12 protein-coding genes and 4 pseudogenes are annotated in these 25,110 nt (G+C 53.6%); 7 read left to right on the top strand and 9 right to left on the bottom strand.

Features of this window, described 5'->3' with window-relative positions:
• Positions 1–50: 50 nt before the first annotated feature.
• From J7412_RS21150 to J7412_RS21140, 3 genes are all read right to left on the bottom strand, one after another.
• Entirely contained in the window at positions 51–1,181 is a 1,131-nt protein-coding gene (locus J7412_RS21150; protein ID WP_247744052.1) for a type IV secretion system DNA-binding domain-containing protein, read from the bottom strand.
• 1,406 nt (positions 1,182–2,587) lie between these two features.
• Complete coding sequence (locus J7412_RS21145; RefSeq protein ID WP_209081645.1) at positions 2,588–2,917, bottom strand: hypothetical protein; 330 nt, start codon at positions 2,915–2,917, stop codon at positions 2,588–2,590.
• Positions 2,918–3,013: 96 nt separating this feature from the next.
• Complete coding sequence (locus tag J7412_RS21140) at positions 3,014–3,796, bottom strand: ParA family protein (protein ID WP_209081637.1); 783 nt, start codon at positions 3,794–3,796, stop codon at positions 3,014–3,016.
• Between the two features lie 68 nt (positions 3,797–3,864).
• Here J7412_RS21140 and J7412_RS21135 point away from each other — a divergent pair, with 68 nt between their 5' ends.
• Positions 3,865–4,083 (top strand): helix-turn-helix transcriptional regulator, encoded by a 219-nt coding sequence (locus tag J7412_RS21135; RefSeq protein WP_209081630.1) that lies wholly within the window; start codon positions 3,865–3,867, stop codon positions 4,081–4,083.
• Between the two features lie 502 nt (positions 4,084–4,585).
• On the opposite strand, the gene J7412_RS21130 is transcribed toward J7412_RS21135, so the two are convergent.
• A complete protein-coding gene (locus tag J7412_RS21130) occupies positions 4,586–5,578 on the bottom strand; it encodes a GSU2403 family nucleotidyltransferase fold protein (protein ID WP_247744050.1) in 993 nt (330 codons plus the stop codon).
• 176 nt (positions 5,579–5,754) lie between these two features.
• Between J7412_RS21130 and J7412_RS21125 the strand changes: the two are divergent.
• Positions 5,755–6,512, top strand: a pseudogene (locus J7412_RS21125) (IS6 family transposase).
• Between the two features lie 55 nt (positions 6,513–6,567).
• On the opposite strand, the pseudogene J7412_RS21120 reads toward J7412_RS21125, so the two are convergent.
• Positions 6,568–6,681, bottom strand: a pseudogene (locus tag J7412_RS21120) (IS6 family transposase); the annotation flags it as partial.
• Positions 6,682–6,745: 64 nt separating this feature from the next.
• On the opposite strand from J7412_RS21120, the pseudogene J7412_RS21115 reads away from it, so the two are divergent.
• Positions 6,746–7,447, top strand: a pseudogene (locus J7412_RS21115) (IS6 family transposase).
• A 284-nt stretch (positions 7,448–7,731) separates the two neighbouring features.
• Here the strand turns inward: J7412_RS21115 and J7412_RS21110 are convergent.
• Positions 7,732–8,223, bottom strand: a complete 492-nt coding sequence (locus tag J7412_RS21110) for a hypothetical protein (RefSeq protein WP_209081626.1) — start codon at positions 8,221–8,223, stop codon at positions 7,732–7,734.
• Positions 8,224–8,368: 145 nt separating this feature from the next.
• The gene (locus J7412_RS21105) at positions 8,369–11,731 is read right to left on the bottom strand and encodes an autotransporter domain-containing protein (RefSeq protein WP_209081624.1); all 3,363 of its coding nucleotides are present in this window, start codon (positions 11,729–11,731) and stop codon (positions 8,369–8,371) included.
• A 251-nt stretch (positions 11,732–11,982) separates the two neighbouring features.
• On the opposite strand from J7412_RS21105, the gene J7412_RS21100 reads away from it, so the two are divergent.
• Together J7412_RS21100 and J7412_RS21095 are read left to right on the top strand one after the other, a co-directional pair.
• Positions 11,983–14,091 carry a tetratricopeptide repeat-containing sulfotransferase family protein gene (locus J7412_RS21100; RefSeq protein ID WP_209081622.1) on the top strand — a complete coding sequence of 703 codons (2,109 nt, stop codon included), beginning with the start codon at positions 11,983–11,985 and terminating at the stop codon, positions 14,089–14,091.
• Between the two features lie 336 nt (positions 14,092–14,427).
• Positions 14,428–18,501 (top strand): hypothetical protein, encoded by a 4,074-nt coding sequence (locus tag J7412_RS21095; protein ID WP_209081620.1) that lies wholly within the window; start codon positions 14,428–14,430, stop codon positions 18,499–18,501.
• A 709-nt stretch (positions 18,502–19,210) separates the two neighbouring features.
• Here the strand turns inward: J7412_RS21095 and J7412_RS21090 are convergent.
• Both J7412_RS21090 and J7412_RS21085 read right to left on the bottom strand, forming a co-directional pair.
• Positions 19,211–19,912: an IS6 family transposase gene (locus tag J7412_RS21090; protein ID WP_209081618.1), complete on the bottom strand. Its 702-nt coding sequence runs from the start codon at positions 19,910–19,912 to the stop codon at positions 19,211–19,213.
• 357 nt (positions 19,913–20,269) lie between these two features.
• Positions 20,270–23,620, bottom strand: coding sequence for an integrin alpha (locus tag J7412_RS21085; protein WP_209081616.1), 3,351 nt, complete (start codon positions 23,618–23,620; stop codon positions 20,270–20,272).
• Positions 23,621–24,051: 431 nt separating this feature from the next.
• On the opposite strand from J7412_RS21085, the pseudogene J7412_RS21080 reads away from it, so the two are divergent.
• Both J7412_RS21080 and J7412_RS21075 read left to right on the top strand, forming a co-directional pair.
• Positions 24,052–24,222, top strand: a pseudogene (locus J7412_RS21080) (integrase core domain-containing protein); the annotation flags it as partial.
• On the top strand, positions 24,218–24,493 hold the full coding sequence (locus tag J7412_RS21075; RefSeq protein ID WP_209081647.1) for a tyrosine-type recombinase/integrase: 276 nt from the start codon (positions 24,218–24,220) through the stop codon (positions 24,491–24,493). The pseudogene J7412_RS21080 and the gene J7412_RS21075, both read left to right, overlap by 5 nt.
• Positions 24,494–25,110 lie beyond the last annotated feature (617 nt).

Genomic DNA, 25,110 nt, shown 5'->3' with positions numbered 1-25,110 from the left:
GCCAAATCATACCGCCACGCGCGAAACGATGCTTTCGAGTTGTGGGCTGGCTATGCAACGCAATTGGCCCCCTGAGTGGCAACGTTCACGCCAAGCTGAGCCCGGGGGGCAACAACCTGACAAAGCCCTGCGGACTGTTCTGCGTTGCCGGTCAGGAACACAAAGCCAGGACGATCCTCTTTGACCCAATCGCGGATTGAGAAGGGAGGCGCATCATCGCGCAGATATTCCAGAAAGCGCAGCTCTGTGATCAAGTTCGCGCGGATCGAGCCGGATGTCTTTGCAACATGCTCACCAAAGAAGTGGGCGCCGGGTGTCGAAGCGACCAATCGCCCAAGTTCTTCAGACGGAATGTTCATGATCGCTTTGCGCAGATCCGCGTTGGTGGTTTTGCCTGCCTTCGCAAGCTCACGCGCCGCGTACTGAAACACCAAGCGGGCTGATTGCGTCCAGAAGCTATCAAGAGAGCCTTGCTGATCCGGAATCATCACCTCTGCGATTTGGGCAAAGCCTTCAGAAGACGACACTTCGTTGAATGGCGACCAGCCGACAGAACGATCATCAAATGGGTTTAGAATGATGTCTTTGTCAGGGTCGTAGTGATCGCGCAGCAGACCGCCCATCCGGTCATAGATGATCGCGCGGCCATCCATTTCGCGGATCGTGTTCAGCAGCTCGTGCATCGCATTGGTTTTACCAACACCCACGGTGCCGGTGATGCCGATTTGTGCCTCAACAGAGTTTGGAGGGAACTCGATGCCAGCGATGGAGTAGCGCGGGCCTTTCTTCGAGTTTTTGCCAAACTTCTTTTCGTACTCGCGCCATTTGTTTTTGGACCATGCCTTGAGCTCTTTCGCTGACACAAGCCGAGCACCGCGCACATGTTCCTCTTGGTTCAATGTGCGGCCCACAAGCGCAAACACGCCGAAGGTTAGGATAAACCCGACCACGGCGGGGATCATCGAGATAAAAGCAAATTTCTTGGCGTTGTAGGAATACAGATCAGAAATGTGTTTGATCCGCTTGTCCGCATAGACCTCGCCAGCGGTGCGGGTCACACGTTCGCCGTTCTCTTCAATATAGCTCAATTCGCGCAATTCGGTGCCGCGCTGCTCTACGTTGAACTCTGCGAGCCAATAGACGTAGGTCAGATGAACCTTAGGCATTTCGTAATTATTCATCACCAAGATCGCATACGTAAGTGTGAACACACCAGCGGCGACTGAGATGCTATACTTGACCACCTGAGTGGCCATACGCGTCCAGTGTTGTGTCGTCTGGCCGCCTCTGACAAGTTGGGTATGTCCTCTGTTGCTCATGACGATTTCCCTCGTTCCTTTCGCAACGCGAGCTTTTCCGACAGCTCGGGGACACTCGCGGCACTTCAGTTTTTGTTTCCGACTTCAAAAAACTGGGGTGTCGCGAACCAACAAATTCATTGGTTCGCGGGGCCAGATTTTGGAATCCTGTAATTTGTCTTATGTTATTTTTTGGCAGTGCTGAGGCAGGTTGACCCAGATTGGCTACGAGGTTCCGACTCCTCGCGTCGCTAGTCTCTGCATTTGTCGCTTGATCTGAGTGACCTTGCAGATGCCTAAGTGATTGTCTGGTTTTGCTGATTGGGTTGTTTTGGGGAAGATGCATCGGCACGTAGGCGCTGCAGCACTACCTCAAAAAATTTCGCGCTGCCGCGATTTGGTTCGAAGTGGTATTTTGGTGTTTGCCTCGCAGCTTATGAATGGGTTGTTAGCGCAGCTGCTAGGATGAATCTGATGTTTGCAATCTCTAAATTTTGAAACGCCACCCTAGGTGACTTTTTGCGTAATAAACTACAACTTAAAGATGCTATCCGACCTATGAGCAACTCTTTTGAGGGATCAGCTTGTGACATGCTTCATGGTCACTCCCCCTGAAATTTTGGCGCTTACATAAACTTCGATTTTTCGTTGCCGATGTTCGGTGAAGGGCAGATCAGTGGTTTTTTACTTCAAAGAATGTTCGGTTTCCGATGAAGCGATCTGGATATAGGTGGGCATTTTCAGGTTGTTCTCGATGGCGCGCGATCGGTACGTTGCGCTGATTTCAAGCGTTGAGCTCGCGTGAATATTCAGTCCAAAGCTTGAATGCAGCGGCTTGGGTATGGTTGTAGAACTGGTCTGAAGGGCGGTAGTGTTGGGGGTGAAACAGGACGGCGGTTTGATCGTGGGTTGACAAGCGCGCTGTATAGCCAGCCTGCAGGGTGTCTCGCGCAGCGGTATGATTTGGTGGACCGACGGCGGCGTTTTGGGTGGAACACAAAGGTAATCTGGCCCTTCGCGGACAGGAAACGTTGCGCTGGCCTCGGGTGTTTGAAGCGCCCCACAATCTTTTCTTGCGGTCGAGTGTATCGGTGCGATGCTTCGCTCCCGTTGTTCAAACCTTTGTGCTGGCGATGCTCGAGGCCGGGTGCAATCTCCACTTTAGCGGCTCCAAAAGAGCAAAGTTGATCCGTCACTATTATAGCACGCGTTGCGTTCTAACGTTTCAGAAGCTTGAGCAGAGAGTAGCTTAAGTTTCGCAGAAAGTTGTCCAACAGATGGGGAGTAGCTCAGTCCATGAGGTCAAAAATGCCCTGTTTTTTCATCCGACGAACATTCGAGACACGATTGACTGCTTGATCGATCTCACGATCGTCGCAGGTTAAATAAGCCGCCGTGAGAAGTCTGTATTGCAGATCTAGGTTGTTAGAGAGCTCTAAATCACTTTTATTCTCAATTTCTTCTAGACTGTTGGTGCGTGCGGGATTGCTGCAATCGTTGCTCCAAATCTCTTCCATGTATGACTTGTAGTCGAAGTTTGGATGCCTTTTACCCAGTTTTTCGGCGGCCTCTTGAAGCGACCTGAGTTCGCCCAGTAGGCTTTCTAACGGTTTCGACATCTTTACTTCTCCGAATGAGGGTGAGCTTTTACTGGGATAGCAAGGTTCGTTTGCTGAGTTATGTTTAGGCTTGCTCAAGTGCCTTCCCGACCAATTTTAGTTGGTGAGCGTCATTGATAGTTCTTCGAATCCCAAAAATTCTACTGTTGGATTTTGGTTTAGGCTGTCCAAGCGAAGTCCTTTTAGCATCCATTCAATCTCAAAGCTTAGTCTTAGAGCTGAAACGAAAGCACTTTGGGCGTCAATGAAGCGGGCGTAGCCAGGTCGACCTGGCGAACATGCCAAGGATGCAGTCTTCTGCGCAAGATCACCATAGAGGATTTGGTGTGCAAAAACACTGGCCCAAGGAAGCTCTGAGTGAAACATTTCACATTCACCAAATGCATTTCGTATCTCTTGGATTTCTTGTGGGCCTGATCGGCAGCCGGTCACCAATCCGACGAAGTTTGTCGTGTCGAGATCCAGATTTTTGATGCCGCGTATGATGTGCATTGCCTCCACTGTCGTGATCGCTGGTGCAACAACGAGGTCTGCCGCTTCGATTGCCGCCAATTGAGGCGATTCAAGTATAGCAGAGGTGTCGATAAGCAAAACATCAAAGCCCTCAGTTCTAGCGACGGCCATTGCATCCTGTACGTTTTCTACTGAGGTGCATTCAAACAACTTCAGTTGTGTGCTGCGAATTAAGCCGGCTGAGAATTGATCATACCAGACCTTCAGGTCGGAAGAGTGTCGCGAGGCGAGGCTAACTGCGGCTTGTTCATTGCAGTTCATCACCGCAACGCGTTTGCCTTGAGTAATCATGCCAAACGCAAGGGCCATAATAGCGGTGGTTTTTCCGGAGCCTCCTTTGGGGGAAAAGGTAGCAACAATATACATATCAAAACCTCATTTTACATATTAAAGTTGATACTGATGGATCCGCTATTGGTCCATCCCTCAATCGCATGGATATGCGGAAATTGGTTGGTCGAAACTTTGGGCGCCTGCGCCGAGAGAAGGGCTTGACGCAGGAACAAATTGAAGAAATTTCTGGTTTTAGTCAGCAGTATTTGAGTGGACTAGAACGCGGCAAGCGCAATCCTACTGTAATAACACTCTATGAATTGGCGCAGTCTTTGGGCGTGAGCCATGTTGAACTTGTGCTCCCCGATGGCATCGATTGACCTGAGCTCATGAAATCTGTCCATTGAGGCGGTAGTAGTCCATCTAGTCAAAAGATGAACTATGAAACTCAGATTTTCGTACGAGCATATCCGTGGATATAATTAAAGAACATGAGGCTTGTTCGAGAGCGCAGGAGCTGTTGCGCCTCTAGGGCATCAGTGACGCGACCTTCTATAAATATGAAGCTAGGTTGGGGCATGAGTGTGTTGGATGTCAAAAGGCTTCGGGCGCTGGAAGAATGCAATAACAAGCCGAAAAGGCATGCTTGTAGATGCGAAGTTGGATGGGGCTGTTGTGTTGTCTAGCGTTTGGGACTTAAAGCCTCTGTCCCCGCTCTCGAAATAACTGTTTCAAAAACAGACAAGGCAACCAGCGGCCGTGAGCAAGTAAGATGGCAGTGCCCGAGTGTATTACTTGTCGAACCCAATGCGCGTAGGCTGTTCCGACGGACGGTGTAGAGGGATGGTGGTGTTGCGGAGCCACGATGCCTTCTTGCGGCGGTTATATATCCAGAGTATCGATGATAGCCTTTGTCTTCGGCATCCGTTTAAGAGAATTGCCGATGTGCTCCCGCCAGCGTGGGCCAACCTCCAGAGCAGCGGCATAGGCACGGGCCAAATCATCGGGTCGGTCCTCGGCCATCGCCTCGATCAAGAAGGCCGCCTGCTCGCGGTCCTTTGCGGATTTTAGGCTCCCCGCCCCGTCTCGCCGCCGATCGGCGATGATCAGTTTATGGACTGCATATCTCTCGGGGCGTGGAATTTGAACTAGAACGCCGGATCGATAGATCGCCGCTGCATGGATCGGTTCGGCTATCAGGAAGTTGAGATAGTTCAACGCTTGAGCGTTCACGCCCAAAGCAGGCAAATTGCGGATGGTTTCATCGCCAAATGCCGGCGTGAGAAACTCGACCAGTTGACCGCTGCCACCCTGGCCCCATCGCCACGTTCGGCCGTCGTCAAGGGCTGGCAAGGGATCAAACTTAAGCGCTGCAAAAGTCTCAGCCAGACTTGGGTCGACTTGGTCTTGTAGGGCCACGCTAAGTTTTTCGAACTGGGCGATGTCGATATCTCCGGTATTTGCCATGCCTCCCAACGGCAAACGAATACCTAGCTCTCCTTCATAGAGCCGGAACGCGTTCGTCCCGACGATTGTACCACCCAAACGGAAAGTCCCTGCCGCTGCCATCGCCGACAGGATGGAACCGGTTGCCCGGTCGGTGGGGGTCATGCCTTCGGCGCGCAAGAGTCGCACAAGCCGGGCCTGTTCCGCCTGTCGCTCCTTGGCCGTTGCATGCAGCTCTTCGATCCGGTCGATACGTTCACGCGTTTCGTTGCTATCTTCGCCGATATAGGTGAAGCGCATCTCGGTGCCGATGCGTCGCGCTGCGTACCAATAGGCCTTGGCGCCGCGCTCTTTGAGCGTCGGTTTGCCTTCGACACCGGACAAGACGCCGTCTTTCAAGAGGCGCACTAGGTCGGTATAGGCGCTCATTGCGATGCTGCTCAGAGATGTCATGTCAATCATTTTTAGGTTTTGCTTGGCACATACATACCTATCAAAATACTAAATTGCTAGGCAAAAGACGTAATGGCAACACGACGGGCTCTGTTGCAAATTTATGTTGGAATTATCAGGCTTGACGGAAGTACTGATCTGAAGGCTTTGATGTGAATGATTTCAAAGGGCGCCATTTAACTGGTGAGGTGAGTTTGTGGGCCGTACGTCGGTACTGCCGGTACGGGGTCAGCTACCGTGATCTGGAAGCCATGATGTCGGAGTGGGGGGCAGCTTGATCATTCCACAATCTATCGATGGGTTCAAAAATATGCCCCGGAAATCGAACAGCGCATGCGCTGGCAATGGCGACGCCCAATGTCAGATAGTTGGCGCGTGGATGGGACCTATATCCGGGTCAAAGGCAAATGGACCTATCTCTATCGGGCGGTCGACAAACTGGGGAATACGATCGACTTCTACCTCTCTGCGACGCGGAACACGAAAGCAGCCAAACGCTTTCTTGGTAAGGCACTGAAAGGATTAAAAAGCTGGGAACAGCCCCGCGTGATTAACACGGACAAGGCCCCAACTTATGCCGCAGCCCTGGGTGAGCTGAAAGACGAAGGCAAATATGCAAGAGATGTATAGCGCCGACAGGTGAAAATATCTCAATAGCATCCTCGAAGCCAGCCATGGTAAGCTGAAACAGCTGATTAAGCCAGTGCGCGGGTTCAAGACGATGAAAACAGCCTATGCGACAATCAAAGGTTTCGAGGTCATGAGAGCGCTGCGAAAAGGGCAAGGCCGGGCCTTCAACTTTTCCAGAGATCCGGTAGGAGAAAAGCGCATGATCGAGCGGGCTTTCGGTGTTGGACCTTGCATAATGACAGAGGCTGTCGCAATGATCGAAAGTCAATTAGCAGCATAAGTGTGCCTAAAGGTTGGATACCTGCCGCCAAATCGAAAATTTGCAACAGAGCCATTGAATTCTCAGTACGATTATTGTGACCTTTGTGCTGGCGATGCTCGAGACCGGGTGAAATCTCCACTTTAACGGCTCTGTAAGAGCGAAGTTTGTCCGACACCATAACACGGGGGGGGTGTTATCACGTTGATTTCCCTGCGGTTGCTGGTGTTTGGATTTGGGCATAGGTGACATCGATGAATTCCTCACCGATCAGCTACAAGCGTCACCGATTTCCTCCTCAAATCATCGCCCATGCAGTGTGGTTGTACACCCGTTTCAATCCAAGCCTACGCGAAGTTGAAGAGATGCTGCTGAAGCGCGGGATCGACGTGTCTTACGAGACTGTCCGGCGCTGGGTCATAAAGTTCGGGCCACAGATCGCGCGCAAATTTCGACAGCGACAGGGCATCCCCGGGGATATCTGGCATCTCGATTAGGTTGTCGTGAGAGTATCTGGCCGCAAGTATTGGCTTTGGCGCGCGGTCGATCAGCATGGCGTCGTTCTGGATGAAATCATCCAATCGAAACGCAACAAACGAGCCGCCAAACGGCTATTGCGCAGCCTGATAACGCGTCTTGGTTTTATTCCCAAACGGATCATCACAGACAAGCTGCGCTCATATGGTGCTGCCAAACGGGAGATCGCGCCGAGTCTGGATCACTGGTCGCACAAGGGCCTCAACAACCGGGCTGAAAACAGTCATCTCCCATTCCGAAAGCGAGAGCGAACAATGCAAGGCCACCGGTCTGTCGGCGGGTTGCAAAGGTTTGTGGCCACCCATTCAGCCGTTCGCAATCGCTTCAGTGTCCCCGCACGCCGCCGCTCAGCCCTAACAATCAGATATCACCGCCTAGAGGCATTTGACGCCTGGAATGCTGCCACAAAGGCCGCTTGAAATCCGAAAACCAGGATTTCTATGTAAATCACCGGTTAACGTGACAACACCCTTTCGCGCTCAAACCCGCCTGATGTTCTTTCAGGATGCCAATAATCTGCTCTTCTCTAAATCGGCTTCTCTTCATCGTCTGTCTCCTCAGTTGGAGAACAGGCTAACCTCAAAGTGAGGACTCTTCAGGGGAGCAGGTCAATTTCGATCAAGTTTCCCCGCGACCTTTCTTGATGCTCGCGAATCGTACAAAACCGCTTTTTTCCTTCGCCGCTGTTGCGGAAGTCCTGTCGCTAAGCGGCCACAGAACCGCCATTGGTCAGGTCTTCTAAAAGCGCGCTCAACAGCTGTGATTTTCCAACGTAACCCGATTTCTTATAGATCGAATTTGTCTGCGCTTTGATCGTACCCTCTTTGGCGTTCCGGATTTCTGCCATCTCAGAAATTGTGCAACCCTTGAGCAAAAGGCGCGTCACGTCACGCTCAGCAGGAGAGAAGGACCATTGATCGAAATAGGCGTTTAGCATGTCTTCAAACGCCTGCGATGCGCGACCCACTTTGTCTTCAAGCGTTTCCTGATAGCGGCGCATTTTGGCGACTTCGAGGCCAAGAATAGTGATGGCGCCAAAGAGGAACATCATGATCAACACTTCCCACACATGCAGATCGTCCCAGCGCTCAATCCACTCCGCTCCCATGGCCTCACCAATGTCCTCAAACATCATGACGCAAGCACAGGTCAGTGAGGCAAAAAACGCAAAAGTCAGGCGGGATTTGGAGGGCATATTGAGGTCCTAGCTTCGTCAATTCTGGTGTGGCAACGCGGCCGCCGCAGGGTGCAGAGGCCGCGTGGTCGATAGACTGGCGCTTTCGCGTTTCGCAACCATGACGTCGCGGAGGGTCAGCGCGTGATGCAGAGAACACACAGCATCAGAACGTCCAGGAATACTCCGCTGAGACATATTGATCCTGCGCACCAGAGCCAAATCGGCGGTTGGCTGACAGTGACAGCGATCCGCGCGTCCCCAGATCGGTCTGATAGCTGATACCCAGCTGACCAAGCGTGCCTTCTTCCGACCCGCCGGCCGTCAGCGCTGTGGTGGTGCCAAAGATCGACACATCAACCAACTCCGGGCTGTCCACGCTGCGATGCACCGCGTCCAGAGAGAAGCTCATGACACCATTTCCAAGCAATGTGGACAGCGATGCGCCAAGTTGGGCTTCTTCAAACTGGATGTCGCGCGTACCAAAAGTGGCATTGGCTGATGAGCCGGTTTCAGTATAGCCATCAATCTCTTGCTCGCCATAGAGGTAGGACGCACGCGGTGTCAGGGTGAACCGATCCGAGAGCTTGAAGGCGCGAGAGATGCCCACGTAGGCGGATTTGAGCGTGGAGTCATAGTCCCCCACGGCGTCCGCGCTGCCAGCAATCGCGCGGCGGTTCTCATGGTCAAACGCGCCCCAGCCAATACCAATGCTGAGATCGGCAAAACCGAAGTCTCTGGCCAGCATTGCACTCAGGTAGACCCCATCGGTATCCGTGTTGTTGGAAGCCTGGCTGGAATTACCCGAGGCGAAGGAAAGCCCCACGCCATACCGCAGATCTTGCGCCTGTCCCGTTAGCCCTGCTGTGAGGGCGCCAAGATGTGCACGCTCGGCACCCATTGCAGTGGTGCCTTTAGAGCGGCTGTAGCCAAATCGCGCAAAGCTGCTTAGAGGCATATCTGACACGCGCTCGGCTGTCGCATTGCGGCTGACTTGACCACCGCTTTGGACGCCCAGCTCCTGAGACAAGTCATCGGAGAGCCCGCTGAGTTCGAATGGCATCAAAGTGTTCACGGCAAAATCTTCACCCACTGCCGAAGTGTAAACCGGGGCTGATCCGCCTTCGTCGCTTACAAACCAAGCGCCGTTGTCGATGTTCACATCGGTGGTGAAGGTCCCCGCCACGGTGTTGGCGTCTTCAAACTGATAGACACGCGTGTCGCCGGAATGCGTCAACGCCACATCGTGATCGGCCACACGGATTGTCCCATCGATTTCCGCAGAGGTTTCGATATTCAACGCTCCATTGCCGTCGCCAAGATAGATGGCATAGGTGCGCTCCGCCCCTTGCGCTGCGACATCGCCGCTGATGTTGATCTGACCGGACAGGGTCGCAGCATAAATACCGTAGGCTTGGCTGTTTGTGCCACCTGCGCTGGTGACTTCAATTGCGCCTGTGTGATCAAGAGTGCCTGCGACCTCAAGCGCCCCGATCCCCGCAACGAAGGCTGCATCGGCCATTGAAGGCGCTGGCTGGCTGGCGGTTACGCTTATGGTGCCATCGTTGACCAAGCTGCCTTCCATGAGCCCAGAGCCGATCCCCGCTGCGTAAAAGCCTGTTGCGTCCGAATAGTTAGCCGTAACCGTGATGTCACCGCTGTTGGTGATGCTGCCCGCTGTTCCAACGTCTTGGACCGCAATCCCAGTTGCGAGCCCACCAAATTCGGCTGCAGCTGTGACCGAAAGCGTGCCAGTGTTGGTGACGCTTCCGTCAACAGAGCCCACATTCAAGCCAAAGGTGCTTGCTTCGCTTGTCCCGGTTGCTGAGACCTCGACCACGCCAACGTTGAGCACATCTCCTGAAAGACCGAAAAAAGGTCCCTCGTTCTGCCCCGCGCTAATGCCAGCAGCCTCTGAATATTGGCCATTCGCTTGAACAGATACCGTGCCTGAATTCAGCAATGCGCCGCTCATTCCGCCTACAAACATCCCGTTTGCCTGCGCCGAGGAGGCCACCGCATTCACTGACACCGTGATATCGCCAGAATTCTCAATACGCGCCGTATTGTCAGCACTCATCGTCCACATGCCGGTGGCACTCGCGGTGCTGCCACTTGCTGTCGCTTGGAGCGTACCGCTATTGGTGAGCGTTCCCGAAAGGAAAATCGACCGCATACCAGTGGCAGTTACGCTGGAGCCTTGCCCTTGTGCCTCAACGACGATGGAACCGCTGTTGGTGACCTCGCTTGAGGTATCAACACTAAACGTCCTTAGACCCGTCGCGTAGGCATAGCTGGATCCGTTCGCCCGAGCTGTGATGCTGCCGGAGTTGGTGACAGTGCCTGAGACAAAACGTGTTGCGACACCCGTCGCCGAAGCAGAACTCATGCCAGAGGTTTGCACAATCACATTGCCTGAGTTTTCGAGATCACCCGACACACTTGAACTGTTGATGCCTTCACCATAAGCCCAGCTCACCCCGCTCACAGCAACGGAGATGTCGCCGGAATTGCTCAAACTGCCGTCGATAGATTGGACTTCGATGCCACCAGCGCTGCCACTTGAACCGTTCGCTCCGGCGGCGGTCACCTCAATGGTGCCAGAGTTTGATAGAACGCCGCCTGCTTCAATGGTGTCAAAGTCCACCCCATAGGCATTCGGGTTGGTACCCGCAGCCGCAGAAACGTGCACCGTCCCGGTATTTGTCACCACGCCGCTGACATCAAACGCTCGCACGCCGTAGGAGGATGCTTCGCTCCCAGCTGTGCCGCTCACATCAATCGTACCGGAATTCACAAAAGACCCGGAAACGCCGATCATTCGTGCTCCATAGGCGGTCGCTGATGTTCCGGTGCCGTTTGCGGTTGCCGTGATGTTGCCGGTATTTTCGATATCCCCAGAAACGTCGCGAACGTAAATCCCAGCCGCAATCGCAGAGCTGCCATCGGCGTTTGCTGAAATATCGCCGGAGTTGGTGATCGAACCAGAGATTTCGCTGCCGCTGATACCATGTGCGCGCGCATCCGAAGTGACATCGGCCGCGACCGCAATTGTACCGGAGTTGGACACCGCGCCAGACACCAGGTCCAGATCCATGCCTCGCAGATCTGCGGAACTCGCGCCCGCAGCCTGAAGCGTCACATTGCCAGAGTTCGCAACCGTTCCGGACAAGGTGCCATTGATGGCAATAGCCGCATGTGTTCCATCGGTCGCGTTTGAGCTCTCGATGGTTCCTTGATTGGACAGGGTGTTCGTGTAGTCTGTCAGATTGATTTCCACCAAGGCGTTGTCGCTCAAAGGGGTCACCCGGACAGCTCCGGTTTCAGTGATCCTATGGTCTTCGTCGACTGAGGTGACGAACGGCGCGGTGCGTTCCGAATCGACCGTTTCCGCAAGCGCAGCTGGGATCATCAGGGCCGTCGCTGAGACCGGTCCAAGGATCAACGAAGGCGCCAGGCTCGCAGCCTGTCCTTTCCATTTTGTCATACGCCCGCCGCTGCTCGCAAACCGCTGAGTTCTGTCTTCCATGCCCATATGTCCGTCCCTGTAGTCTCGTTGAAATCGCGTGCTAAAGGCGTTGTCTTTGTGCTTCCGCTGCGCGATTTCTGACATCTCTTAACGAGGTCAGATCAGTAGAAAACCCTGAAAAATCAGATTTATAACCTTTGTTTATACGAATTTTGCCCTGCAAATCCGAAAGTCCCAGAAATGCACAGACCCGAGATTGTTCCCTCTCGCCAGCTCGGATAAATCTTGAGTAAGAAAAAGGAACGCACACCATGCCATCAGCCATTTCCAAGGCGTCTCAGACCACGACTCTCACTCCTGAACAGGCCGTACAAATGGCGCTGAGACACTTTGAAAGTGGCGAATATAGTGCCTGCATTTATCTTTGCGGACGCCTATTGGAGGCAGCGCCAAAAAATGCGATGGCGCATCAACTGACAGGTTTAGCCGCATTCCAAACCGGCGACATTGAGCGCGCAGTGACCTCGCTGGAAATGGCTCTTGCGCATGACCCGGCAAACCAGATGCTTTTGGCCAATATGGTGGAAGTTCTGCGCAAGGCAGAGCAGTTGGATCGCGCCATTGAACTCGGCCAGCGCGCCATCGCTCTGCCGTCGCCTTCTGTCCCGGCTTTGGCCAATCTAGCTCTGGCTTACTATGATGATGGGCAACTAGAAGAGGCCAAGGCTATCCATGAGCGCGCGCTGGTGCTTTCCCCCGATCACATCGCGTCACTCAACAACCTCGGCTCAATCGCACGCGACCAAAAGCACACGGATTTGGCCATCAGCCACTACAAGCGTGTGCTGAACCTTGCACCGGCTCATCATGAGAGCCGCAACAACCTTTGCACTGTATTGATCGAGCGGGATCAGCTCTCCGAGGCGCTGGCGGAAGCCGAACAAGTTTTGGCCCACGATCCCAAGAACGCCGAGGCACTGCGAAACATGGGTCGCATCCATCTGCTGCGCCTTGAGCTTGACGAGGCGGAGCGGCATTTCCGCAAGGCGCTTACTTTAGACCCTAGCTTGACCACGGCGCATCTGGGCCTGTCTCAGGTCTTCTTGGAAAAGAACCATCCGCAGCTGGCGCTGACAGTCGCTCAGAAAGCTCTTGATCTAGACGAACAAAACCCCGCCTGCCTGCATCAGATCGGACATGCTCACAGCACCCTGTCAGACGCAGAAACCGCGCGGTGCTACTACCAAAAAGCGCTGGAGATCGACCCTGGCTTCTCTTCCAGCCTCATGGGCCTAGGACATCTCCATATGGAGATGGGCGATATGGAACAGGCGCGCGATGCATTTCAAAAAGTTGCGGCTATTGATCCAGACGACACCTCCGCACTTGTCGCCCTCAGCCGGGTTTCAAAACCCAAAGAGGCAACGAATCCTGTTTTCTTAGCGCTCGAACGCGCGCTGCCCAAAGCCGATCAAATGTCCACATCAAAGCAGATCGCCTATCGCTTTGGCCTCGCAGACTGCTACGACGCGCTTGGCCGTTATGATGAAGCCTGGGCGCAATATGAAGCGGGGGCGGCGCTTAAACGCGCCACCATCCAATATGATGCCGATGCGCGGGATCAGCAGGTTGACGACATCATCAATACATTTGATCAGGAAACCATCGCGGCGCTACGCCCCTTCGCCAACCCTACCGCGACGCCGATTTTTGTGCTTGGCATGCCACGCTCCGGCACCACACTGACCGAGAGCATTCTGGCCAGCCATTCTCAGGTATTCGGCGCAGGGGAACTCAACGATCTGCGCAAACTTTTTGAGACGAGGGCCGATGGAACGTCGGCGGCTTTCCCGAGTTTGCTGAAAGACCCGGGCCAAAAGCTCCTGAAAAACCGCATCGATGCCTATGTCCAAATCCTTGCGCAACTGTCAGACAGTGCTGCGTTTGTGACGGACAAGATGCCGTCAAACTTTGATATGATCGGCCTCATTCACGCGCTGCTCCCAAACGCGAAAATCATTCATGTGGCCCGAGACGGCATGGACAGCTGCCTTTCCGGCTTCACCCGCCTCTTTGAGCGCAGTCAACTCCACAGCTACGACCAAGTCGAAATGGCCCGTTACTACAACGGCTACCGCAAATTGATGCAGCATTGGCAGCAGGTTTTGCCTGCTGGCGCCCTTCACACTGTCGACTACCAAGCGTTAGTCGCTGATCGCGAAACGACGGTGCGCGATCTGCTAAGCCATTGCGGGCTGGATTGGGAAGAGGCTTGCCTGAACTTCCACCAAACCAAACGCCGCGTGCGGACGGCCAGCATCACGCAGGTTCGACAGCCGGTTTACAGCAGTTCCGTGGGGAAATGGCGGCGTTATGAGAAGCATATGTCGCAGATGTCGGAGGCCATCTCACACCAGTGAGACCTCAGAATTGGGCTGCCTCTGCACAATTGACCTTTTGAACGCGCTTGCGTGAGTCGGATCCGTCGGAAGATGTTTGGGCGGAAGCAGAGCGTTATTGTCTTAAGCGGGTGAGTTTGATCGCCAAAAAACTATGCAACCTAGCGCTCTGTGAAAGAAGACCAAGAAAACAAGGCATAAACTAAAGTTCTAAAACGCCACATTTGCTCCAATTCCTAGCTCTGCCCCCCTTTAGGGACAATTTGAACCATGCCAAAAGGCAGGGCGAATAGAATGCACTTTGGGGCAAACCGGAGGCGTTGCTAATGGAAACTTAGCCGGGTGAGGCGGAATTTTATGCTGAGAGAGCAGAACAAACGTGCGGTTGCGCGTGGTGGTCGTTTGACGAAATTTAAGGGCAAGGTCGCCAGCGTCGCGCCATCGCTTTTCTTAGGCACGGTGTCCCTGATGGCGCTCTCCGTTGGTGTTGGTAGCGCTGAGGTTGTCTCAACCGCACGGACAACGCCGTTGGTGAGCAGTGTGGATGAAGACCACACCATCACCAGTACCGGATCGATTGATGTCTCCCCTCTGTCAGGCTCTGGCCTTGTTGTGGTCAACGTCGCGGACTACACCAGCAACCTGACCAACGACGGGCTGTTGTCCTCCGCAGAAGGCATCAACCGAACCCGAGCGGCGGTGGACCTGAATGGCGACCTGTCAGGCTCTGTTGTGAACTCCGGAACGATCACGATGGGCGCTGCGGCAGGAGACTCTGCCAACCTCAATGGCATCGACATTCAGGGAGATGTGCAAGGCGCGCTGGAAAACAGCGGCACCATTACAATCGAAAATTCGGCCCTCACGTTCGGAACGGCGGCGGGCATCAAGACAAACGCCACCTCTGGTACGCTCATCAACTCGGGCACCATTGACGTTGATGTGGACGTGAGCAGCAAGGCGATTGCCGACGGTATTCGCTCGGTCACTGTTGATGGTACGCTTATAAACACGGGCGTCATCTCTGTCGCAATAGAAACATCCTCAGGGAGCACTTTGTCCAATGTCGATGGCATCCAGATCGATACGGTGACAGGGGATGTCGTCAACTCAGGAACGATTGAAATCAGTGCAATAAGCGGCGCAGGAAACGCAACTGGTGATGGGATCGAGATCAGTTATCTTCCGGGACGGCTGACCAACGCCGGCGCGATCCGTATGCAGATTGTTGGTGAGAACGGCGCAACCGCGGATGTTGTCGAAATTTTTGATGTTTCAGGTGATTTTGAAAACAGCGGCGCCCTATCGGTAGACACCACCTCAGCAAAAGGCGGCGCGTTCTTTGACGTGATTGAGGTCGGCGATCTTACCGGGAGCGTGAACAACTCAGGTGCCATATTCGGTGCTGCGAGCGGTACAACCGCTGGGGTAGATGGCCTTGATATCGGGGAGATCTCCAGTTCTGCTACCCTTACCAATAGCGGTACCGTAAGCGTTGAAGCCATTGCCACTGTCGACGGCGCATTTGCTGATGCGTTAGACTTTTATGATATTCTGGGCAATTTCGAAAATTCAGGTGACTTGGAGGTCAAGTCGACCGGCGTCACCCGCGTGGGTGGGCGCGGTATCGAAACGGATGACATTGGCGGTGTTCTGTCAAACACAGGCAGTATTTCTGTCGCAACGGAAGCAACGAGCGGCTCTGCAACGGCCACGGGTCTCCAGCTAGAGGATGTAAGTGGGACCGTCACGCACCAAGGCGCACTGACCGTTTCAGCCCTCTCAACCTCTGGAAGTGAGGCCATCGGCATCGAAGTGGACACCCTGACAGGCGCGCTGCAAAATGATGGGGCGATGGCGATCACAGCGTCCGGAGGAAATCCGACAGCGCAGGGCATTTTGGTGCAGGACATTGGCAGCACGGGCGCCCTGGCCAACACCGGAGACATCGCACTGAACGCCGACAACGCGTCAAGTGGTGAAGCTTATGGTATTTCTGCGCTCAACATCGAAGGTGCGCTGACCAATTCGGGCAATGTGAACCTGTCGCTTGACGCCAATAGCCATGCGACTGCCTACGGGATCGACGCACGGGATGTATCTGGCGTTCTGACCAATTCCGGTACGATCAACATGAACGTACAGGGATCAAGCATTGAGGTTGGCGGCGTCCGGTTGTCAAACATTTCTGGCACTGTCACCAATACCGGCTCGATCCAAATCAACACGGACGGATCGAGTGCACGTGTTGAAGGCATCTCGGCAAATACCGTTTCAGGAACACTGCAAAACCATGGGACCATCGATATCACTGCCACCAATGCGGCACGCGCAAATCTCGCGGCTTTCGGGGTGGGCAACACCTCCGGTGATCTGGTGAACACAGCCGCTCTGACGATTGCTGTAAATGCGACCTCTTTTGCGCGTGCGATTGGCCTTGATGGCAGTGATGTATCCGGCGCGCTCTCAAATTCCGGCACAATTGCGATCACCGCGAGCGGGACCAGCGCGGCCGCCGAAGGCATCAATCTGAACGCAGTCTCAGGCATGCTCGAAAACAGCGGAAGCATTTCCGTGCAGTCCATTGGAGTATCGCCCGCCCATGCAAATGGCATCGACTTGAATGACATTGGCGGGCAGGTGACAAACTCTGGCTCTATCCAAGCTTTGGCGGACGGGGCCTTTGCCTTTGCCGATGGCATCGAGATGGATGACGTCTCCGGTCAATTTGAGAACACAGCAAATCTGACCGTTGCAGCCGTTGGTACGTCGTTGGCCAACGCGGCGGGTCTTGAGGTGGACAACATCAGCGGCCTTGTGAGCAACTCTGGCACGCTTCAGGTCAGTGCGACAAACGCAGGGTTCTCGTCTGCCTACGCTGCTGGCGTTGAAATGCGCGACATCGGAACAGGCGGGGTGTTCTCAAACTCCGGGACGATCAGTGTTGTGCTTGACGCGGGCATGTCGTTTGGGGGCTCTGCATATGGCGTTGACGGCGGGATCATCGATGGCGCGCTGGAAAACACTGGCACCATAAGTGTTGCCACCTCCGGGACTGGGCCTGTGAGCGCAGACGGGCTGCGCGCCGCTCAGGTTTCAACGGGTGGCGCGCTGACCCACAGTGGCACCATTCAAGTGTCTGCCGACGGCGCAGCGAGCGAAGCCTACGGTATTCGCGTCGATGCGCTGCAAGGATCGCTGCTGATCACAGGGGATGTTTCTGCCACCGCTGCGGCAGAGAGCTACGCCGTCTATCTTGGTAACGGGGGTGGGACGCTGAATATCGAAACCTCCGCAAATGTCGATGGCACGATCCGGGTCAGCGATCACGATGTGAACCTGACTAACGTCGGAGGCCGACTGGTCTATCGCTTTGAAGACGCGGACACCGTGCAGGGGGTGTTTACCACTAAGGTCTCGGGAGCGAACGAAGGGTGGTTTGTGGAAGATGAGGGTGGAGCAGCGCCGGTTTACACCTCTTATGACGCAGAAGAAGCGCAGCCAAACACGCATCAGTCCTTTGAAATTGCCAGCCTGTCTTATGGGCTTGCACGCCAACTACAGAGTATAACGGGCCCAAGCGACAGCGGCGTTCAATCCGTGATCAGCACCAAAGGCAGCCTTCCGCTTGAAGAGGGGTTTCGCCCGTATTTTGTGATCAGCGGCAGTCAAAGCGATAGCGATGCAGGATCAAGCGCTGCCGGGCTGTCCTCAAACATGTGGAGCGCCAGCGCGGGGGTGACACGCGATCTCGGCACGGGCCTGCGCTTTGGCCTCGGAGCCAGCTATTTGGAGAACAACGGGACCTTTGGTACGGCGTCATTTGACACAAGCGGCGTGGTCTTGAGTGGCATCTTGGCGAAGGACTACGGGTTTGCCGATCTGAGCTTTGGGCTAGGTTATGGCCACCTCGACCATGAAGAAACGCGCATTGCCAATGGCTCCGAAGTCTCGGCCGGCTATTCAAGTAATATTTTGACCGCCTTGGTTGCCGCGCAGCGGGATCACACCCTGGCTAATGGCGCGGTGTTCACCCCGCAAGCAAGCTTCCTCTATGGCTATCATGATCTTGGCGGCTACACGGAAACCGGCGGCATCACCAACGCCACGGTTGGCGAGCGCAACGTGCAATTCAACGAAACGCGGCTGGGTGGCAGCTATGCGACATCCCTCGCTGGCGGCAAGCTGTCTGCCTCTCTGGCAGCAGTCCACCGCGACGCCGATGCCCCCTCTGCCGTAGACGTGACAATCTTTGGCAACACGCTTGTCTTGGCATCCGGTGGCAGCGAAAGCGAGATTTTCGGCGAAGTTGGCCTCGGCTACCAGCGCGCCTTTGACCATGGCGGCAGCCTAAACCTTGAGGCGCGCTCCACAGTTGGATCGGATGTTTCGACCCAAGCGCTTTGGGCGACGTATGAATGGCGGTTTTAGCGTGTTGGACAGGGGGCGACACGCATGGCCAGAAGAAAAGTGGGAGAAAACCTGATCAACAAAGCAAACGTTGGTTTGACCATAAAACTTAAGGCGATCTGAAGTCGCAACAGCGATCCTATAAATTTGTTTTTAACCGCCGGTCTGATCGGAGGTCGCTACTTTAGAGAGTAGAATTGCTGAGGGCTTTTGCCCCCATCTCCACCTTATTCTGTGTGGTCTTAGCTGCAATATAGTACCCGCGCCTTCGGCGCAGCCAAGCTCGATCACTTTGACTGGCGGAAGTAACCATTTCTGAACACCTTCAGCTAAATCTTAGCTCTTAGAATTTGCGCCCAAGGGCAGAAAATTTGGGTGACCTCAGGATTGGTCTGGCTAGCTGCGCAGCGATTTGCACTATTGGTGGGTTTCCCTGCCGGAGGGCAAAGCCACTAACTCGCTGGATCTGGAGGCTCTTTTAATGCTGTAAGCGCCCGCAGCTAAAAAACCGAAGGTACTAGTTGAGTTGATTGTGTTGAAAAACTCTAATTTCGGGGGTGACTGGCGAACTTTTTCGCCTCATAGGTCGGTTAGTTTGTTCTGGCGAGGGGGCGGTCAAATCCGGTTTCCAGCGCTACCGGTCCAGTTCATCACCTATGACCAAAAAATGCAGACTGACGGTGTTGTCACGTTAACCGGTGATTTACATAGAAATCCGGGTTTTCGGATTTCAAGCGGCCTTTGTGGCAGCATTCCAGGCGTCAAATGCCTCTAGGCGGTGATATCTGATTGTTAGGGCTGAGCGGCGACGTGCGGGGACACTGAAACGATTGCGAACGGCTGAATGGGTGGCCACAAACCTTTGCAACCCGCCGACAGACCGGTGGCCTTGCATTGTTCGTTCTCGCTTTCGGAATGGGAGATGGCTGTTTTCAGCCCGGTTGTTGAGGCCCTTGTGCGACCAGTGATCCAGACTCGGCGCGATCTCCCGTTTGGCAGCACCATATGAGCGCAGCTTGTCTGTGATGATCCGTTTGGGAATAAAACCAAGACGCTTTATCAGGCTGCGCAATAGCCGTTTGGCGGCACGTTTGTTGCGTTTCGGTTGGATGATTTCATCCAGAACGACGCCATGCTGATCGACCGCGCGCCAAAGCCAATACTTGCGGCCAGAAATTCTCACGACAACCTCATCGAGATGCCAGATATCCCCGGGGGTGCCCTGTCGCTGTCGAAATTTGCGCGCGATCTGTGGCCCGAACTTTATGACCCAGCGCCGGACAGTCTCGTAAGACACGTCGATCCCGCGCTTCAGCAGCATCTCTTCAACTTCGCGTAGGCTTAGATTGAAATGGGTGTACAACCACACTGCATGGGCGATGATTTGAGGAGGAAATCGGTGACGCTTGTAGCTGATCGGTGAGGAATTCATCGATGTCACCTATGCCCAAATCCAAACACCAGCAACCGCAGGGAATTTAACGTGACAACACCCCCTGGGGAGATCTATAACAAAGCTGCTCAGATTGCTCACTATGGAACTAGCTCTTCATCGACTACCGGACTGTCAGGCAGAAACGTTTGAGAAAGAGCTGAACACCATTTCACGCTGATGCTTACGCAGTATTTGCTCGCAATATTTCGCCGCTTTAGATATTTCGCCTCGAACGTCGCCAAAGCGCTCTTAGGCGACGTGGAGATAGAACTTACTGACCCGGTCCAGCTACATTCTCTTTGGAGCGAAGTTGGTCTCTAAGAAAGCGCTAGTGACATCTGAGATGCTAGAATTTCAGAAAATCAGCGAATTCTCAATGAGCGCGAGACTCGCGATCCCATCGGAAGCGCCGTCACTTGCATCAAAAGCAGCCAGATTTTCCGCCCCTCCATAGACCAAAAGAGCCTCTCCTCTTGATCCATTCGCTGCGGGAGCCCCAACAACGAAGTCATCGAACCCATCCAAATTAACATCCCCCGCTGTCGATACGTGCCATCCAGTCTGAGTGTTCGGAGCGGTGCCTATGAAAACAAACCCATCCGCGCCATCAAGCTGTGACAAGTCGATTGCCTGATCAAAATCGCCTTCGCTGTTAGTATCCTTACCAAATACTACATATGCAGCTCCGCGATTTGTTCCAGCGGTGTCGTTTAGGAACGCTCCGAGCAGTAAATCATCGACCCCGTCACCATTTACGTCCCCTGCGGTATCAACCGAGAAACCCACCCGAGAAATTGCCTGTCCACCAAACAATACAAACCCGTTGGTACCGTCAATTGACGAGAGGTCAAAATTTTCTGCAAAAGCGTCGGGGCCAGCACTATCTTGGCCAAACACCACATAGGTCTCTCCAATCGCGTTAAGGCCGTCTCGATCTGCCGTGAAAGCGCCGACGATAAAGTCGTCGATGCCATCGCCGTTTACATCGCCTGCAGATTCTACTGAACGCCCAAGCCCGTCACCACCATCAATCGCTGACAAAGTGAACCCGTCCGTACCGTCTAGCGCGCTCAAATCAACAGAGGTTCCGAAATCTTCGCCAATGCTACTATCGCGACCGTAAACAACGTATGCTTGGCCATCAAAACTGACGCCATCAAACCTTTGAAATTGATATTCGCCCAGAATTAGGTCATCTATTCCGTCATTGTTCACATCTCCAGCGGACGCCACCTGCAATGTTGTTTCAGAAGGTGTGGAACTCTCAGCATCAAGCCGGAAACCATCCGCACCCGTCAGATTTGCAAGTTCGAGTGTCGCCGAAAAATCCCCCTGCGTTGCCGTGTTCCGTCCGTAGACAACGTAACCGCCATCGGCTTCGAAGCCACCAATGACAATATCGCTAGCGCCATCATTGTTTACATCGCCTGCTGATGAGACATACAAACCCAGGCCGTCACGAGCATCGACACCGTTAATTACAAAACCATTTGAGCCATCTAGGACGGATAGGTCGAATGTTGCGGGAAGAGTTTCGCCGGCCGGGCCATCCACGCCAAAAACAACCCCAGTCTGTCCAGTCGTGAACTCTCCGTCGTTGTCGGCCAGAAACGCACCGATGAGGAAATCATCTATGCCATCACCATTGACATCACCCGCTTCGGACACATCGTAGCCGGCAAAATCTCCATCCAAAGAGCCGTCTACCCCAACACTTAGAGCGCCATCAATCTGAGAGAATTGTGCGCTTGAAGCGAGGTCATCGCCTCCGAACAGAACCATTGTTCGCCCGACGTTGTTAGCCCCGCCCGGATCCGCCGTCGGAGATCCGATCAACACATCCGCGAATCCATCATTGTTGATGTCTCCGGCGCCAGAAACTGAAAACCCCGCTTGATCATTTAAACCAGCGCCCAAAATACGCACACCGAAGCTCGGAGGAGCGGGTGCAGTGTCGTTGGAACCTTGCACTGTCACAGTGACGTCTACTGGCTCCGAGGCCGCCCCATGACGATCAATCGCGTGCACGCTGACTGTAACGTCACGTGTTTCACCTTCGCTTAGGTCTTGGAAATCTTCTCCGGGATCAAAGGTAAGTGTCGTGCCTGAGATCATTGCCGCTCCTTCCGAGGGAGCCGAAATAATCTCATAAACAAGCGTGCTGCCGTCGTCGTCACTATCCACATCGGCACCTAGCGCAGCCAGATCAATGTCGACAGATGGGCCGTCTTCAGCGGCATTCGCCATTCCGACAGTAAGTGTTGGCGCGTTGTTGGTGCCTGTGATCGTCCAATTCAGGGTTCCTTCGTTGGAGACAGCCCCGTTGCTATCGGTGGCAGTTACCGTTGCCGTGGCTTGAGTGGTTTCACCGAGGGCAAGGTGTTCGTAGTTCCCTGCTATATTGAGCTGCAAACCCGTCGCCGTGACAACAAAATCGCCGTTCACAAAGTCGCCAAACGAGTATGTCAAGCTACCAGCATCATCATCGCTATCCACATCGTCTGCACGGTTGTTCAGAGTGAAGTACAAAGGGGAAACGATACCAGTAAAGCTATCATCCGCACTGTTGGTCTGAACATTGATAACCGATTGAACAGTCGGTGCGTCATTTGTGCCCGAAACCGTGACCGTCACATCATTGACTGCTGTGGCCCCGTGCGCATCTGTTGCCGTAACCTCGATCACCACATCGCGCGTCTCACCCAACGCCAGATCTTGGAAGTCGGAAACCGGGTCAAATTTCAGAGTGGTGCCTATGATCGAAGCGCTGCCTTCGACAGATGCACCCGTTATTGCATAGCTCAGTGTGCTGCCGTCGTCGTCGCTGTCCACATCAGCGCCTAGCACTGACAGATCAATGTCAACAAACGAACCGTCTTCGCTCGCCGAACCCATGCCCTGAACCAATGTCGGTGCATCGTTCTCTCCGCTAACCGTAATTTCGATTTCAGAAGTAGAAGAGGCACCAAAAGGGGTTAGCGCCGTGTAGCTTACGGTAATGGTCGCACTTTCACCGATTGCTAGGCCTTCAAAGGCGTCGTCGGTGTCGAATTGAACGGATCCATCGACCGCGACAAGAATGCGACCGCCGCTTGCCAAGTCTATCCAGGCACCCACGACCGCAGTATCGCCATTGACGGCAGAAACAACCAGAACTTCAGCAGAACTGTCATTGTCGAGGACATTGGCAAGGACAATGCTTGGGTCATTGTTTTCTGCGATGTTTAGGTCGTCGTCATTCGTAAACTGAGTATTCGCCTGTGGTCCAGCATCCAACTGGGAATAGAGCACACCGCAATGAACATTGAAGACATTGACGGCGGTGAATTCTACGCCGGCCTCAGGCACATTGCCAAAAAAAGTAAAGTAATCATCTTGTGACAGATCGTTAGAAAGGCGAGTACCCTCAATTTCAATCAGGTAGTAGTATTGATCGTCACTGCCTTGAAGCAAGAAGACACGTTCCGCATACATATTTCCTGCTGAAACGCCATCAATTGCACCGCTCTGGCGGTCATCCCCGAGCTCATTCCGCCAATAGTCACCAGACAACCAGCGATCATTGTCTAAAATAGAAATCTCTGCATCGGATCCTTGGTAGACAAACGATGATCCTATATCGAAACTCTGCCCAGAGCTTTGAGTAAGAAATTGTTCAGAAATTGCTGTGAACGTATTTGTGGTGCGACCGCGAATGTACGTCATCTAAATAACCCAAAAACTATATAAAAACCGATTCGAATGAAAGCTACTCTACTGTGATGGGAGTAGATGTCACTAGTTCAGATTATGAGGCGTTTGGGTCGCCATCTTGAAAGGCATATGCTTGTCTCACCCAGTTCCTATTCTTTGCCTCCTGATTGGTTTCGTTTCCACTGCTGAATTTCGCTAAAGCAAACGGGTAGCAATCAGCGCCAATTTCTGGGATTTCGGAATTGTATTGCCTCCCCCAGTTTCCCTCATCTCTAACAAGACTGATGCAGGTCCTAAACGACGATTCAGCCAATAATTCTGTCTCTGACCTTCATGCGATCCAGAGCTGAGTCTGCAGTATCTTTCTAGCGGTATTGCCCACTTGTTGGCGCGTGTGTGCGGGAGCACGAGATTTGTACAAAAACCCGACCAAAATGCTGCGCCTGAACGAACACCTGTTCCCGTCTTTGCGCCATGCCTGCAGCATGATCGCGGCATGGCGCGTCGACTACAATCACAACCGGTCTCATTCCAGTCTCGCTGGCCTGACGCCACACGAATATGCTAACCGATCAAATGGAGACCAAAACCTGAACAGAGCTCACCGGAATTAGCGGACCCTGTGGGGAGCAGGTCAACACTAGTTGTGATCGTCTGATCCCACAAGCATTTCAAAAGCGGTTGGGGGAGCAGTCCTTATTTTCTTTGCATCGAACCCCGCACCGATTCAGGCATTTGTCGGCAACACTCCTCATTGAAGAAGGTTTTTACATCCGTTTGCTCCAAAAGTTGTTTGGCCACGCAAGCCTCGAGCCCACGGAGATCTACACCACGGTTTCAGACAACTCTCTAAATTCCGCTATGGCTAAGGCCGATATGACGTAAAATTCGGTAGTCACTGTGTATAGTGCCATTAGATTTGAGATTGGAGAATTTAAAATGACGTATCCGACCTACATTGACGATTTCGAATTGAATGCTCTGGACCTAAAGAAATGACACACCCGCCAAGTACCTAACAAGAAAAGACAAATTTCCTTCTCAACCGATGCACCTAGCGGAAAGCAATCAATCACGGTGCATGTTCGAGACGGCGACGGCGGAGCGAGTTGCAACAATTGCCAACGTGCCGAAATTCGTGCTCATGGGAACCTACGCCCATCCCATGATGAAGAATTCTGGCACGGATTTTCATTCAAAATTACAGGAGATATTCCGAGCTTCGGCAGCGTAAGAACGGTGTTGGGGCAGTGGAAAGCGCCGGGTGACAACAGCCCCTTTCTCGCACAGCGTTTCGACAACGGAGTTTTTCACGTGACCGTTCAGGATGGCCCCAATCGGCGAACTGTCGCCAGCGCGCAGGGTGACCCGGACCTGATCAGCCCCACCTAAGTGGTCCAATTTGATTGTTAGTGCATGACCGGCCTTTGGTCCATCTGGATGATGGTTTCGGGAGCCGGAGGGCGGTAGCCCAGTGCACTATGCGGTCGTTTGGTGTTGTA

Source organism: Shimia sp. R9_3, from assembly GCF_017743755.1.
In the GTDB taxonomy this organism is placed as follows: domain Bacteria; phylum Pseudomonadota; class Alphaproteobacteria; order Rhodobacterales; family Rhodobacteraceae; genus Shimia.
The sequence above is the reverse complement of the archived record's forward strand: the minus strand, read 5'-3'. Positions and strand labels throughout refer to the sequence as shown.

What these genes read in the sequence shown, in the direction of transcription:
- J7412_RS21150 (WP_247744052.1), bottom strand. Translation starts at nt 1,181, where the DNA reads ATGAATAATTACGAAATGCCTAAGGTTCATCTGACCTACGTCTATTGG.
- J7412_RS21145 (WP_209081645.1), bottom strand. Translation starts at nt 2,917, where the DNA reads ATGTCGAAACCGTTAGAAAGCCTACTGGGCGAACTCAGGTCGCTTCAA.
- J7412_RS21140 (WP_209081637.1), bottom strand. Translation starts at nt 3,796, where the DNA reads ATGTATATTGTTGCTACCTTTTCCCCCAAAGGAGGCTCCGGAAAAACC.
- J7412_RS21135 (WP_209081630.1), top strand. Translation starts at nt 3,865, where the DNA reads ATGGATATGCGGAAATTGGTTGGTCGAAACTTTGGGCGCCTGCGCCGA.
- J7412_RS21130 (WP_247744050.1), bottom strand. Translation starts at nt 5,578, where the DNA reads ATGAGCGCCTATACCGACCTAGTGCGCCTCTTGAAAGACGGCGTCTTG.
- J7412_RS21110 (WP_209081626.1), bottom strand. Translation starts at nt 8,223, where the DNA reads ATGCCCTCCAAATCCCGCCTGACTTTTGCGTTTTTTGCCTCACTGACC.
- J7412_RS21105 (WP_209081624.1), bottom strand. Translation starts at nt 11,731, where the DNA reads ATGGAAGACAGAACTCAGCGGTTTGCGAGCAGCGGCGGGCGTATGACA.
- J7412_RS21100 (WP_209081622.1), top strand. Translation starts at nt 11,983, where the DNA reads ATGCCATCAGCCATTTCCAAGGCGTCTCAGACCACGACTCTCACTCCT.
- J7412_RS21095 (WP_209081620.1), top strand. Translation starts at nt 14,428, where the DNA reads ATGCTGAGAGAGCAGAACAAACGTGCGGTTGCGCGTGGTGGTCGTTTG.
- J7412_RS21090 (WP_209081618.1), bottom strand. Translation starts at nt 19,912, where the DNA reads ATGAATTCCTCACCGATCAGCTACAAGCGTCACCGATTTCCTCCTCAA.
- J7412_RS21085 (WP_209081616.1), bottom strand. Translation starts at nt 23,620, where the DNA reads ATGACGTACATTCGCGGTCGCACCACAAATACGTTCACAGCAATTTCT.